Here is a 13,589-nt window from a genome sequence, read left to right on the forward strand (position 1 = left end):
GTGCGCAGGGCGCCTCTAAAATGCCCTCCGTGCTGTCCCAACGTACCCTCAAGTCGATCACCCGCGCCGTTGGCGTGGGGCTTCACAGCGGGCAGCGGGTCGAGCTCACGCTGCGGCCGGCGCCGGTGGATCACGGCATCGTGTTCCGCCGCGTCGACCTGCCCGAGCCGGTCTCGATCGCGATGACGGCCGAGTCGGTCACCGACACGCGGCTGGCGTCGACGGTCTCGTCGGGCGGGGCCAAGGTGCAGACGGTCGAGCACCTGATGTCGGCCTGCGCCGGCCTGGGCATCGACAACCTGCAGATCGACATCACGGCCGACGAGGTGCCGATCCTCGACGGTTCCGCTTCCTCCTTCGTCTTCCTGCTTCAGAGTGCGGGCATTGCACAGCAGGCCGCGCCGCGTCGCTTCATCCGCGTGACGCAGCCGGTCGAGGTGCGGGAAGGCGAGGGCGCCGACGCCAAGTGGGCGCGGCTCGATCCGTACCACGGCTTCAAGCTCAGCTTCGAGATCGACTTCGATCACCGCGTGGTCAATTCGACCGGCCAGCGCGTCGAGTTCGATCTGGGCAGCGGCTCCTACAGCCGCGACATCGCGCGCGCGCGCACCTTCGGCTTCACGAAGGAGGTCGAGTACATGCGCTCCAAGGGCCTGGCGCTCGGCGGCGGGCTCGACAACGCGATCGTGATGGACGACACCAAGGTGCTCAATGCCGGCGGCCTGCGCTACGACGACGAGTTCGTGAAGCACAAGATCCTCGACGCCATGGGTGACCTTTACGTGATCGGCCGGCCGCTGCTGGCGGCCTACAGCGCCTTCCGCTCGGGCCACGCGCTGAACAACAAGCTGCTGCGCGAACTGCTGGCGCATCCCGATGCCTACGAGGTCGTGACCTTCGACGACGAGAAGCGGGCCCCCGCCGGCTTCGCCGAGGTCGCGCGCGCCTGGTAGGCCGCGCCGCTGCCGCATGCTGCTGTTCCGCTGGGCCATCCTGCTGCTGCTGCTGGTGGCCGGCGTCTCCTTTGCCTTCTACGTCGGCACCGGCCAGGTCAGGTACCGGCGATTCGGCTGGATCGTGCTCAAGTGGACCCTGCTGGCGGCCGTCGGCTTCTTCGCCGTGCTGATCGCCGAGCGGGCGTTCTAGCCGCCCGCGTTCCCGAGTCGCGGCAAGGCCGCTACCTCGACCGCCCGTCCCGATAGCGCCCGGTCGTGCTCTGTCCCAGCACCGCTGCCTGACCCACGCGCGCCAGCGAAGCGCCCACGTGGGCGTGCGTGATCGCGATGCCGAGCGCGTCGGCCGCATCGCTGCCCGGCAGGCCGGGCAGCCGCAGCAGGCGCTTGACCATCTCCTGCACCTGCGCCTTGGCGGCTCGGCCATGGCCGGCCACGGCCTGCTTCATCTGCAGCGCCGTGTATTCCGAGACCGCGAGGTCGCGGGTCACGAGTGCCGTCAGGCAGGCGCCGCGCGCCTGTCCCAGCAGCAGCGTGGACTGCGGGTTGACGTTGACGAAGATGATCTCGACCGCGGCGGCGTCGGGCTGGTAGCGCGCGGCCAGTTCGCCGATGCCGTCGAACAGCACGCGCAGGCGCTTCGGCAGTTCGCCGGTGCCGAGGTGGCGGGTACTGATGGTGCCGCTCGCGACGTAGTCGAGCGCATGGCCATGGACGTCGATCACGCCGAAGCCGGTGGTCTGCAGACCGGGGTCGATGCCGAGGATGCGCATGCGTGTGCGTCGCGGTTCAGGCGTCGAAGTACCAGCGCACCGAATGGAAGAACACGGGCGCCGCGAAGCACAGCGCGTCGACCCGGTCGAGCAGTCCGTTGGCACCGGTCACGCCGATGCCGCGCCGGCCCCAGTTGGGGATGCCGCGATCGCGCTTGAGCGCCTTCATCACGAGATGGCCCATGGAGCCCGCCACGCAGGCGATCAGCGACACCGCGAGCGCCTGGCCGAATCGGAACGGCGTGATGAACGACAGCAGCGCGCCCACCACGCTGGCGATCGCCATGCCCAGCGCCCAGCTGGTCCAGTTGAAGCTGCGGCTCACGTTGGGCGCGAATGGCGGCTGCAGGAAGAGGCGTCGCCGCAGCGCGGCCAGGAACCCCGGCGCCACCGTGAGCTCGCTCTCGCCCAGTGCGTTGGGCATGGCGCTGCGGCGCGACACCAGGTGCTGCACCAGCATGCAGGTCTGGACCACGAACACGAGAAAGAAGACCAGGAAGGCGCTCTTTCCCTCGTAGCCCGGGAAGCTCAGCAGCAGCAGCGCCGGCACGTGACTCATGCCGTAGACGCAGACCATGATGCCCCACTGCAGCTTGGCGTTGCGCTCGAGGAAATGGCTCGGATCGTCGGCCAGCGCGCTGACCACCGGGATCGCCAGGAACACGTAGACCGGGATGAACACGGTGAACAGGTCGAAGCGCGCGGTCGCCACCAGCCAGAACTGGATCGGCAGCACGACGAAGAAGGCCAGGATCAGGCTGCGGTGGTCGCCGCGGCGGGTCGGCGACAGCGTGATGAACTCGCGCAGCGCGAAGAACGAGATCAGCGCGAACAGCAGCGTCGCCACCTTCTCGCCGAGCGCCCAGCCGACCCAGAACACCAGCACCATGACCCAGGTGGTGCGCAGCAGCGTGCGGAAATGATGCAGCTCGCGCTGCCAGATCTCGTCGTGGACCGGGTTGCGGCGTTCCCGGAAGCTCAGCATGAAGATCGCCGTGCTGGCGATCACGAGCAGGCCGAAGACGATCAGCAACAGGGCTGCGACCTGGTGCGTCGGCGACAGGTCGCGCAGGTAGTGGTTCATCTAGACATCCCGCAGCGCCACCACGGCAGCGCGCGCGCGCTCGAGAAAGGGCCGGCGCTCCTCGCCGTCCTCGAGCCGGATCGGCGCGCCGAAGGTGACCGAACAGAGGATCGGCACCGGCACCACTTCGCCCTTGGGCATCACGCGCTGCACGTTGTCGATCCAGGCCGGCACCAGCACCGCCTCGGGAAACAGCTGGGCCAGCGTGTAGAGGCCCGACTTGAACTTCTGGGGCTCGCCGGTGTGGCCGCGCGTGCCCTCGGGAAAGATGATGATCGAATCGCCGCTCTTCAGCGCGGCGATCAATGGCTGCAGCGGTGCCAGCGCGTCCTCGCTGCCGGGCGCCGGCATCGGCGGCGCGGACTCCGGCAAGGGCTCGGGTGCCGCGAGCGGAATCTCGAACTGGGCGCCGGCCGGCGCCGCGACTTCAAGGGGCGCTGCATTGGGAGACGCTGCGTCAGGCGCCGGTGCATCGTCGAACGAAGGATCGATGCGTTCGACCGGGGCGGGCTCGGGCGGCGCCGGCGGCACCACCGGCGCGCCGCCGCCACGCTCGACGTAGATGGCGTTGAAGACCTCGGTCGTGATCCAGCGCTTGAGCGGCGTGTTGGCCCAGTAGTCGCGCGCCGCGATCGGCCGCGTGATCGAGCGCAGCTCCTCGGGCAGCGCGGCCCAGATCATCACCAGGTCGAGGTGGCTCTGGTGATTGGCGAAGTAGATGCGCTGCTCGGCCTTGGGCGGGCAGCCCCACCATCGCGCCTGGGCGCCGGTGAGAAGCCGGATCAGGGTCAGCATCCCCCATCCCGTGAACTTGGCAAGCAGCATGGTCCGATGATAGGGCCGCGTGCAGCCGGTCAGGGCAGCTCGGCCGCGGGCATGCGGGCCGCGATGGTGGCCGTGCGGCTCGCGAGATACGAGGAGCCCTGACGCCGCTCGAAGAACTTCGGGCTCGGCAGCATCACGGCCAGCCGTGCAGCCTCGCCCGCGCCGAGCTTCGCGGCGGGCTTCCTGAAGTAGTGCTGCGCCGCGGCCTCGGCGCCGAAGATGCCTTCGCCCCATTCAACGTTGTTGAGGTAGATCTCGAGGATCCGCTCCTTGTCGAGCAGCAGTTCCAGCGCGGTCGCGAGCACGAGCTCCTGGCCCTTGCGCAGCAGCGTGCGTTCACCCGACAGCAGCAGGTTCTTGGCCAGCTGCTGGGTGATGGTCGAGCCGCCGCGCAGTGGCGCCGGACGTGGCTCCTTGCCGCGCGCACGCATCTGTGCGGCACGCTTGGCGGCGATCTCCTCGGCGCGGGCATTGCGCTGGCGCGCGCGCTCGATCGCCTCCCACTCGACGCCCTGGTGATAGATGAACTCGCTGTCCTCGCTCGCGATCACGGCGCGCTTCAGGCTGTCGGCGATCTGGCCGTAGGGCACCCACTGCTGGCGCCAGTCGCGCTCGCCGTTGCTGCGCCCATGCATGGCGATCTGCCAGGCCTCGGAGCGCTGGAAGGCCGTGGACTGCGGATCGATCGCGGCCATGGCGGCGATGCGCACGATGAAGAAGAGCTGCAGCGCAAAGGCCGCGATCAGGACGCAGCCGATCCAGCGCAGCAGCGGTCTCACCGGGCCTCGACCAGCGCGCGCAGCTCGGCCAGCACCGGCGCGGTCGGCGGCCGCACGCCGCGCCAGGTCTCGAAGGCCTCGGCCGCCTGCTCGACCAGCATGCCGAGGCCGTCGCGCGGCACCGCGCCATGGTTGCGGGCCCAGTCCATGAAGCCGGCCGCTGCCGGGCCGTACATCATGTCGACCGCCAGCGCGCCGGGCTCGAGCACCCGGGCCGCCACCGGCACCTCGCCGCCGCCGAGGCTGGAGGCGGTCGCGTTCACCAGGATGTCGAAGGTGCCGGGCACGCCATCGAGCGGCTGCGCCTCGAGTTCGACCTGGTGCGCCAGCGCGAGCGCCGCGTGGCGCTGCACCAGCGCGATCGCCTTGGCGAGCGTGCGGTTGGCCACGACGACGCGGCGGGGGCCGGCCTCGAGCAGCGGACCCAGCACGCCGGCCGCACCGCCGCCGGCACCCAGCAGCAGCAGTTCGCTGCCGGCGATCTCCACGCCCGCATGGACCCGGATGTCGTTGACCAGGCCGATGCCGTCGCTGTTGTCGCCGTGCACGCCGTCGTCGCGGAAGCTCAGCACGTTGACCGCCCGGGCCAGCGCGGCGCGCGGCGTCAGGTTCTGCTGCGCCAGCGCCGCCGCCTCGAACTTGAAGGGCACCGTGACGTTGCAGCCGCGCGCCGTGCCAGCGGGGTCGGCACGAAAGGCCGCTACCGCGCCCGCGAAATCGTCGAGCGGCGCCAGCCGGCGGCCGTACTGCAGCGCCTGGCCGGTGAGTTCGGCGAAGCGGGCGTGGATCCACGGCGAGCGGCTGTGCTCGACCGGATGGCCCATCACGCAATACAGGTCGGTCATCGCAAAGCACTCATGGCCTGGACGACGACAGCTGGGTCTCCAGCGTCTCGTCACGGGTGAACTTGAAGCGCGAGGGCAGCACGATCTGGTCGGTCTGCCTGCGCATGGCATCGGTGAACTTGCCGAAGCCGCCGATGCTGCGCACGATCGCCTGCGCGCGGCGGTCGAGCGTGCGGTCGCCGGAGCTCTCGACGATGTCGGTCGCGATGATGCTGCCGTCGTGGTTGATCGTGACCATCATGGTGAGCTCGCCGTAAAGCTTCTTGCCGGCCGCCTCGGGGAAATTCTCGGTGCCGCGGGCCTCGATCCTGCGCCGCAGCGCGTCGACGTACGCCGCATAGGCCGCCTCGCGCGTGGCGGGGCTGATGTAGCGCTTCTTGGGGCGCGCGTTCTCCTCGTTCACGCGGCGTTCGATTTCCGCCAGCAGTTCGACCAGCTGGCGGCGCTTTTCTTCGCGCGCCACGGTTTCGCTGGGATTGCCCTGGTTGCGCGGGTCGGGCACCGGCATGTTCGCGAGCTGCTTCTTGATCTGGGCCAGCAGCAGCATCTGCTGCTGCTGCATGGCCTCGACCTGGCGCTGCGCCTCGTCCATCGAATCGCCGACGGCGCTGAACGTGGAAGGCGGCAGCGGGCTCGTGGCGCGACCGCGCTCGAGGTCGCCGCCGCCGGCGAGCGAGGCCTGAGCGATCGCCTTTGCCTTGTCGGGCCGTTCGTTGGTCTTGGCGTTGACCAGGATCACCTCGAGCGGCGTTTCCTGGAACACCCGGTTGAAGGATTCGGGATCGACGAAGCGGACCGCCAGCAAGGCCGCGTGCGCGACCACCGAGAGGGCGAGCGCGATCTGCAGCGTGCTGAGGTCGCGCAGGTTCATGCCGGGGCGTTCTCCGTCGTGGCCTCGCTCGGCTCGCCGTCGGCCAGGTCGACCGCGATCGCGATCGGGCCCGCGACTTCTTCCTCGTCCTCGCCGCCCTCGTCCTCGGTCGCCGCATCGGCCGGGGCCGCATCGAGGCGCTCGATGACGGTGCCGTGCACGTCGAGCGCGATCTCGTCGATCTCGCCCAGGCGCACGCGCACGCGGGCGCCGCGCTGCAGGCCCTGCGTGCCGGCCACCTCGAACACCAGCGGCAGCGTGTCGGCGCGCACCAGTGCGCCGTTCGGCAGGTCCTTGATCAGCGTGGCCTCGAGCTCGGTGATGCCCTGCTGCTGCAGGTACTTGAGCGTCCAGAAGCGCTCCATTCCGCCCTGGTGGCCGTTGTAGGTGGCGTAGGCCGCATCGAAGCCCGAGAGGATCGAGAACAGGTCGGCGTCCTTGGGCTTGAACGGCGCCGCCAGCGCCGCGGTCTTGCCGTGGCGGGCGGCAGCGATGATCTGCCACTGGTTCACGAGGTCGGTGTAGCGACGCAGCGGCGAGGTGCTCCAGGCGTAGCTCTTCACGCCCAGGCCCGCGTGCGGCAGTGCCCGCGTGCCCATGCGCACCTTGATGCCCGGCGCCAGGCTCGCCTGGCTGCGGTACAGGCCCGGCACGCCAAGCTCGCCGAGCCAGCCGCCCCAGCTGCTGTTGGCCAGGATCATGGCCTCGGAGACGATCAGGTCGAGCGGCGCACCGCGCCGGCGGGTGCCGATCTGCACGGTCTCGCCGCCTTCCGGCTCGCCGTCGTTGCCGACCAGGCGGAAGGTGTAGTCGGGCCGGCTGAAGTTCTCGGGCTTGCCGCGCACCACTTCGCGCTGGGCCTTGAGCTGCTGCGCGAGGCGGAACAGGAAGGAGAGCGCGCTGCGCAGCGGCGCCAGCACGGCGGGCGTGTCTGCCGCGCCGACGGCCGGGTCCTCGAGCCATTCCTGGCTGACCACCGCATCGAGCTGGTCATGGCGCAGATTGGCCACGATCGGCACGCGTTCGAGCCGGGTCTCGGTGCCCTGCAGCGCCAGCGTGGCCTCGTCGAAGCGCGCATAGAGCGACACCGCGGGGCAGTCGCGGCCTTCCTGCAGCGTGTAGGCCTCGACCACGTGGTCGGGCAACATCGTGATCTTGTGGCCCGGCATGTAGACGGTCGACATGCGTGCGCGCGCCACCTGGTCGATGGCGCTGCCCGGCTGCAGCGCGAGGCCGGGCGCCGCGATATGGATGCCGACCACCACCGTGCCGCTGCCCAGGCCCTGCACCGACAGCGCGTCGTCGATCTCGGTGGTCTGGGAATCGTCGATCGAGAACGCCTGGACGTCGGCCAGCGGCAGCTCGTCGGCGATGGCCGGCGCCTGCAGCGCGGGAAAGCCGGTGCCCTTGGGGAAGTTCTCGAACAGGAAGCGGCGCCAGTGGAACTGGTAGGCCGAGTCGATCGCGCCGGCCTGCTTGAGCAGCTCGAGCGGCGGGCGCTGGGTAGCGCGCGCGGCGTCGACCACCGCCTTGTATTCGGGCGCGTTCTTGTCGGGCTTGAACAGGATCTTGAACAGCTGCTCGCGCACCGGCGCCGGGCACTCGCCCGCGGCCAGCTGGCCGGCCCATTCCGCGATCTGCACCTGCACCAGCTTCTTCTTCTCGATCGCGGCCAGCGCCTGCTGGATGATCTCGGCCGGCGCCTTCTTGAAGCGGCCCTTGCCGGCACGCCGGAAGTAGTGCGGTGCATCGAACAGCGCCAGCAGCGCCGCAGCCTGCTGCTCTAGCGTCGGGCGCGGCTGGAAATACTCGGCGGCCAGTTCCTCGAAGCCGAAATCACCCTCGGGCGCGAATTCCCAGGCCAGGTCGAGATCGACCGTGGCGGCCAGCGCACGGCCGGCAGCGATCAGTTCCGCGGGAGCCGGCTTCTCGAAGCGCAGCACGATGTGGGCGGTCTTGACCTTGACCCGCTTGCCGGTCTCGAGCTCCACCTGCGCGGAGGACTCGGCCTCCGACAGGACACGGCCGCCCAGGTATTTGCCGGCTTCTTCGAACAATACAAACATGGCGCGGATTGTCCCATGCGCGGCTGCCCGGGCGGCTCCGCGACGCCGGTGGCCCGGATCAGACCGGGTCGATGAAGGCCAGCACCCGATCCAGGTGGCGGCTCTCGAAATCCGACAGGGCGTGGTCGCCGCCTTCGAGCAGGTCGATCCGGCTGCCCGGGTAGCGGTCGGTCATGTCGCGCCAGTCGAGCACCTCGTCGCCCTTGGCGATCACGGCCAGCACCTGTTCGGGCCGATCGAGCGGGCCGGCCTCCAGCGCGCGCAGTTCGGCGATGTATTCGGGCCTGAAATGGAAATGCTCGGACGGGTCGTGCCAGAGCGTCTGGTCGCCGATGTGACGCACCAGGTCGCGCGCCGGGTCGACCGCGGGATTCAGCAGCACGGCGCGGCAGTAGGTGGTGGCCGTCACGTAGGTGGCATAGAAACCGCCGAGCGAGGAGCCGACCACCGCCATCGAGCCGCGCGGCCAGTCGGCGATGCCGCGCATCACGAGCGCGATCGCATCGCGTGGCGAAGGCGGCAGCTGCGGGCACCACCAGTGCACTTTCGGGTGGCGTTCGGCCACCCGGCGCGCCATCTGGCTGGCCTTGGTCGATCGCGGCGAGGAACGGAAGCCGTGCAGGTAGAGCAGGTGGGTGGTGGGCATGGCGCGATTATCGGGACCGGCGGCCCGTTTTTGGCCCCGGGGCGCTCGGGCGTGGCCTCGGGCTGGGATAATCGCCGCCCATGTCGGCCGTCTTCAACCAACCCTCGCTCGCGCGGCGCCTGTTGCCCGTGTTCCAGGGCTTCGACGGCTTCCTCGCCTTTGCCGTGCTGCTGCTGGCCTGTGCCGGCATGCTGACCATGTATTCGTCGGGCTTCGACCATGGCACGCGCTTCGTCGACCATGGCCGCAACATGCTGCTGGCGGGCTTCATCATGTTCGTCGTGGCCCAGGTGCCGCCGCAGCGGCTCATGACCGCGGCGGTGCCGATCTACACCATCGGCGTGGCGCTGCTGATCGCGGTGGCGCTGTTCGGCATCACCAAGAAGGGCGCCCAGCGCTGGATCAACGTCGGCATCGTGATCCAGCCCAGCGAGATCCTCAAGATCGCCATGCCGCTGATGCTGGCGTGGTGGTTCCAGCGCCGCGAAGGGCAGTTGCGGCCGCTGGATTTCGTCGTCGCGACGGTGCTGCTGGCGATTCCGGTCGGCCTGATCATGAAGCAGCCCGACCTCGGCACCTCGCTGCTGGTGCTCGCGACCGGGCTGTCGGTGATCTTCTTCGCCGGGCTGCCGTGGAAGCTGATCGTGCCGCCGGTGGCAATCGGCGTGATCGCGGTGGTGCTGATCGTCGGATTCGAATCGCAGCTGTGTGCCGACGGCTTCGACTGGCGCGTGCTGCACGACTACCAGAAGCAGCGCGTGTGCACGCTGCTCGACCCGACCAAGGACCCGCTCGGCAAGGGCTTCCACATCATCCAGGGCATGATCGCGATCGGCTCGGGCGGGATCGGCGGCAAGGGCTTCATGCAGGGCACCCAGACCCACCTCGAATTCATTCCCGAGCGCACGACCGACTTCATCTTCGCGGCCTATTCCGAGGAATTCGGCCTGGCCGGCAACCTGGCGCTGATCGCCGCCTTCATCTTCCTGATCTTCCGCGGCCTGGCGATCGCGCTCGACGCGCCGACCCTGTTCTCGCGCCTGCTCGCGGGCGCGGTCACGATGATCTTCTTCACCTACGCCTTCGTGAACATGGGCATGGTGAGCGGCATCCTGCCGGTGGTCGGCGTGCCGCTGCCCTTCATCAGCTACGGCGGCACGGCGATGGTCACCCTGGGGCTGGGCCTGGGCATCCTGATGTCGATCTCGCGCGCCAAGCGGTTGATACAGAGCTGACCCCCAGGTTGGCTCACTGCGTGTAGCCGCCCACCCCCTTTCAGGGGGCGCAGTCAGCGGCCCGGCGCAGGCGGTTCCGCGACTGCCCACCAACAGGCGAGCGCTGCGCGCCGCCAGGGGAACGCCAGCAGGGGATGCTCGAGCTATACGCAGTAAGCGAGGCCGAGGGCGAGCATAATTCTTCGATGATCTCCCGCGAACCCACCATCGAGCGCCTCGCCACGGCGCAGCAGCTCCTGCTCACGCCCTTCGGACTCGACGAATCGCACCTTTCCCGGGCGCTGGCCGAGATCAGGGCGCACCAGGTGGATGACGCCGATCTCTACTTCCAGTACACGCGCAGCGAAGGCTGGAGCCTCGAGGAGGGCATCGTCAAGACCGGCAGCTTCAGCATCGACCAGGGCGTCGGCGTGCGGGCGGTCAGCGGCGAGAAGACCGCCTTCGCCTACTCGGACGACATCTCCGAAGCCTCGCTGCTCGACGCCGCCCGCACCGTGCGCAGCATCTCCGCGGCCGGCAAGACCGCCCGGGTGAAGGCGGCAACGCGCAAGATCGCAGGCAGCCGTTCGCTCTACGACGGCGTCGACCCGATCTCCACGCTCGACAGCACCGCCAAGGTCAAGCTGCTCGAGAAGGTAGAGCAACTCGCACGTTCCCGCGATCCGCGCGTGGCACAGGTGATGGCCGGCCTCGCGAGCGAATACGACGTGGTCCTGGTGGCGCGCGCCGACGGCACGCTGGCGGCCGACGTGCGGCCGCTGGTGCGCCTGTCCGTCACCGTCATCGCCGAACAGAACGGTCGCCGCGAAGTCGGCTCCGGCGGCGGCGGCGGGCGCTTCGGCCTGGCCTACTTCGACGACGAACACATCGCGCAGTACGTCGACCAGGCCGTCAAGTCGGCGCTGACCAACCTCGATTCGCGCCCGGCGCCGGCCGGCGAGATGACGGTCGTGCTCGGCCCGGGCTGGCCCGGCATCCTGCTGCACGAGGCGATCGGCCACGGGCTCGAGGGCGACTTCAACCGCAAGGGCTCGAGCGCCTTCTCGGGCCGCATCGGCGAACGCGTGGCGGCCAAGGGCGTGACCGTGCTCGACGACGGCACCATCGCCGACCGCCGCGGCTCGCTCAACGTCGACGACGAGGGCAACGCCACGCAGCGCAACGTGCTGATCGAGGACGGCATCCTCAAGGCCTACATCCAGGATTCGCTCAACGCCCGCCTCATGAAGGCCAGGCCGACCGGCAACGGCCGGCGCGAGAGCTATGCGCACGCGCCGATGCCGCGCATGACCAACACCTACATGCTGGGCGGCGACAGGGAGCCGAAGGAGATCGTCGCGAGCATCAAGAAGGGCCTCTACGCCACCAACTTCGGCGGCGGCCAGGTCGACATCACGAGCGGCAAGTTCGTGTTCTCGGCGAGCGAGGCCTACTGGGTCGAGAACGGCAAGATCCAGTATCCGGTCAAGGGCGCGACCATCGTCGGCAACGGACCCGACGCGCTCACCCGCGTCACGATGATCGGCAACGACATGGCGCTCGATTCGGGCGTCGGCACCTGCGGCAAGGAAGGCCAGAGCGTGCCGGTCGGCGTCGGCCAGCCCACCTTGCGCATCGACGGCCTCACGGTCGGCGGCACCGCCTGACCGTTCCTGTGCTAGAGTCGCCTTCCATGTCCGCCGCCCGCTCCTTTTACTTTGCCTACTTTTGGTTCCCGGTTTCCGGCGGACGAGAGGCGCGCGCAAGGCTCGGATAGAGCAAGCAGACAGCAAGACCTCCCAAAACCGCCGGTGCCCCAAGCCCCGGCGGTTTTTTTATGCCCTCACGATATCCACACCCTTCGAAGGAAGCACCGATGAGCACGAAAGCCGCCCCCCATAGCGATTCCTGGTACGCGAACGTCGAGAAAACCAGCCGGACCGACGACGAACGCATCAAGGACATCACAGTGCTGCCTCCTCCCGAACACCTGATCCGCTTCTTCCCGATCGCCGGGACGCCGGTGGAATCGCTGATCACGGGCACGCGCCATGCGATCCACAACATCATGGCCGGCAAGGACGACCGGCTGCTGGTGGTCATGGGCCCCTGCTCGATCCACGACCCGGCCGCCGCGCTCGACTACGCGCGCCGCCTGAAGGCCGAGCGCGAGAAGTACGCCGGCACGCTGGAGATCGTGATGCGGGTCTATTTCGAGAAGCCGCGCACCACGGTGGGCTGGAAGGGCCTGATCAACGATCCGTACCTGGACGAGAGCTTCCGCATCGACGAGGGCCTGCGGATCGCGCGCCAGCTGCTGATCGACATCAACCGCATGGGCCTGCCAGCCGGCAGCGAGTTCCTCGACGTCATCTCGCCGCAGTACATCGGCGACCTGATCGCCTGGGGCGCGATCGGCGCGCGCACCACCGAGAGCCAGGTGCACCGCGAACTCGCCTCGGGCCTGTCGGCGCCGATCGGCTTCAAGAACGGCACCGACGGCAACATCCGGATCGCCACCGACGCCATCCAGGCGGCCGCGCGCGGCCACCATTTCCTCTCGGTGCACAAGAACGGCCAGGTGGCGATCGTGCAGACCAACGGCAACCGCGACTGCCACGTCATCCTGCGCGGCGGCAAGGCGCCCAACTACGATGCCGCGAGCGTCGCCGCCGCCTGCAAGGACCTCGAGGCCGCCAAGCTCCCGCCGACGCTGATGGTCGACTGCAGCCATGCCAACAGCAGCAAGCAGCACCAGAAGCAGGTCGAGGTCGCGCGCGACATCGCGGACCAGATCGCGGGCGGCAGCCGCAGCGTCTTCGGTCTGATGGTCGAGAGCCACCTGCAGGCCGGTGCGCAGAAGTTCACCCCGGGCAAGGACGCCATCTCGGCGCTCAACTACGGCCAGAGCATCACGGATGCCTGCCTGGGCTGGGACGATTCGACCCAGGTGCTGGACCTGCTGTCGCAGGCGGTCAAGCAGCGCCGAGGCTGAGGCCGGCTGCGCGGCGGGCGCTCAGATCAGCGCCGCGAGCTCCGGCCAGTGGTGGCGCATCAGCGCCGCTTCCTCGCCGTCGGGCTGCATGAAGGCGAAGTCGGCGAAGTCGAAGCCCGGGCCGACGGTGCAGCTCACCAGCGTGTAGTCGTCGCCTTCCGCGCCCGGCGTGGCCGGCGTGATCGGCCGAGCCGCCTGCCACTGGCCGGCCGCCACCGTGTGCTGCGGGTGCGTGCCATGGCTGTCGATCGGGCCCAGGCGCAGGCGCGCCGGCGGCGTGCGCAGCGCGGCATCGCAGGTCCAGAGCGCGAGCGGCGCGCCTTCCAGGTGGATCCAGACCTCGTCGGACTGCACGCGGTGCCAGCGCGAATGCTGGCCGGCCTCGAGCAGATAGTAGATGGTGGTCAGCGCATCGCGCGCCGGTCGGCCGTCGGCGGGCATCACCTGTGCGGCCGAGCGGAACAGCTCGCGAAACCACCCGCCCTCGGGATGGGCCTCGAGTTTCAGCGTGTCGATGAGCTGGCGCGCGCGCATCGCG

Annotated in this window: 14 protein-coding genes; 5 read left to right on the forward strand and 9 right to left on the reverse strand. The window is 69.3% G+C overall.

All coding sequences use genetic code 11. The features are described from left to right. Nucleotides 1–29 precede the first annotated feature (29 nt). On the forward strand, nucleotides 30–953 hold the full coding sequence (gene lpxC, locus QTH87_RS01980; protein ID WP_286606429.1) for a UDP-3-O-acyl-N-acetylglucosamine deacetylase: 924 nt from the start codon (nucleotides 30–32) through the stop codon (nucleotides 951–953). A 16-nt stretch (nucleotides 954–969) separates the two neighbouring features. Further along, nucleotides 970–1,146 carry a hypothetical protein gene (locus QTH87_RS01985; RefSeq protein ID WP_286606431.1) on the forward strand — a complete coding sequence of 59 codons (177 nt, stop codon included), beginning with the start codon at nucleotides 970–972 and terminating at the stop codon, nucleotides 1,144–1,146. 31 nt (nucleotides 1,147–1,177) lie between these two features. Here the strand turns inward: QTH87_RS01985 and ruvC are convergent, their stop codons facing one another. From ruvC to QTH87_RS02025, 8 genes are read right to left on the reverse strand one after another with little or no spacing between them, the layout of a single operon-like run. Continuing rightward, the gene (gene ruvC / locus QTH87_RS01990) at nucleotides 1,178–1,726 is read right to left on the reverse strand and encodes a crossover junction endodeoxyribonuclease RuvC (RefSeq protein ID WP_286606432.1); all 549 of its coding nucleotides are present in this window, start codon (nucleotides 1,724–1,726) and stop codon (nucleotides 1,178–1,180) included. A gap of 16 nt (nucleotides 1,727–1,742) precedes the next feature. Continuing rightward, nucleotides 1,743–2,810 (reverse strand): phosphatidate cytidylyltransferase, encoded by a 1,068-nt coding sequence (locus tag QTH87_RS01995; RefSeq protein ID WP_286606433.1) that lies wholly within the window; start codon nucleotides 2,808–2,810, stop codon nucleotides 1,743–1,745. Further along, nucleotides 2,811–3,632: a lysophospholipid acyltransferase family protein gene (locus QTH87_RS02000; protein WP_286608005.1), complete on the reverse strand. Its 822-nt coding sequence runs from the start codon at nucleotides 3,630–3,632 to the stop codon at nucleotides 2,811–2,813. Nucleotides 3,633–3,664: 32 nt separating this feature from the next. Next, nucleotides 3,665–4,414 carry a transglycosylase domain-containing protein gene (locus QTH87_RS02005; protein WP_286606434.1) on the reverse strand — a complete coding sequence of 250 codons (750 nt, stop codon included), beginning with the start codon at nucleotides 4,412–4,414 and terminating at the stop codon, nucleotides 3,665–3,667. Then, on the reverse strand, nucleotides 4,411–5,259 hold the full coding sequence (gene aroE, locus QTH87_RS02010; RefSeq protein WP_286606436.1) for a shikimate dehydrogenase: 849 nt from the start codon (nucleotides 5,257–5,259) through the stop codon (nucleotides 4,411–4,413). The genes QTH87_RS02005 and aroE overlap by 4 nt, the downstream gene beginning before the upstream one ends. Nucleotides 5,260–5,269: 10 nt before the next feature. Further along, nucleotides 5,270–6,130: an energy transducer TonB gene (locus tag QTH87_RS02015; protein ID WP_286606437.1), complete on the reverse strand. Its 861-nt coding sequence runs from the start codon at nucleotides 6,128–6,130 to the stop codon at nucleotides 5,270–5,272. Beyond that, a complete protein-coding gene (locus QTH87_RS02020; RefSeq protein ID WP_286606439.1) occupies nucleotides 6,127–8,196 on the reverse strand; it encodes a ribonuclease catalytic domain-containing protein in 2,070 nt (689 codons plus the stop codon). Before QTH87_RS02020 ends, QTH87_RS02015 begins: the two co-directional genes overlap by 4 nt. Nucleotides 8,197–8,254: 58 nt before the next feature. Then, nucleotides 8,255–8,842: a YqiA/YcfP family alpha/beta fold hydrolase gene (locus QTH87_RS02025; RefSeq protein ID WP_286606441.1), complete on the reverse strand. Its 588-nt coding sequence runs from the start codon at nucleotides 8,840–8,842 to the stop codon at nucleotides 8,255–8,257. A gap of 80 nt (nucleotides 8,843–8,922) precedes the next feature. Between QTH87_RS02025 and rodA the strand changes: the two genes are divergently transcribed. The 3 genes from rodA to QTH87_RS02040 all read left to right on the forward strand — a co-directional run bounded on the left by rodA (nucleotide 8,923) and on the right by QTH87_RS02040 (nucleotide 13,051). Then, nucleotides 8,923–10,077: a rod shape-determining protein RodA gene (rodA, locus tag QTH87_RS02030; RefSeq protein ID WP_286606442.1), complete on the forward strand. Its 1,155-nt coding sequence runs from the start codon at nucleotides 8,923–8,925 to the stop codon at nucleotides 10,075–10,077. 185 nt (nucleotides 10,078–10,262) lie between these two features. Continuing rightward, nucleotides 10,263–11,723, forward strand: a complete 1,461-nt coding sequence (gene tldD, locus QTH87_RS02035) for a metalloprotease TldD (RefSeq protein ID WP_286606444.1) — start codon at nucleotides 10,263–10,265, stop codon at nucleotides 11,721–11,723. Nucleotides 11,724–11,932: 209 nt separating this feature from the next. Beyond that, nucleotides 11,933–13,051: a 3-deoxy-7-phosphoheptulonate synthase gene (locus QTH87_RS02040; protein WP_286606446.1), complete on the forward strand. Its 1,119-nt coding sequence runs from the start codon at nucleotides 11,933–11,935 to the stop codon at nucleotides 13,049–13,051. 21 nt (nucleotides 13,052–13,072) lie between these two features. Here the strand turns inward: QTH87_RS02040 and QTH87_RS02045 are convergent, their stop codons facing one another. Beyond that, complete coding sequence (locus QTH87_RS02045; RefSeq protein WP_286606448.1) at nucleotides 13,073–13,585, reverse strand: cupin domain-containing protein; 513 nt, start codon at nucleotides 13,583–13,585, stop codon at nucleotides 13,073–13,075. Nucleotides 13,586–13,589: the final 4 nt, after the last annotated feature.

It is taken from the genome of Variovorax jilinensis, assembly GCF_030316885.1.
Taxonomy (GTDB): Bacteria; Pseudomonadota; Gammaproteobacteria; order Burkholderiales; family Burkholderiaceae_C; genus Variovorax; species Variovorax jilinensis.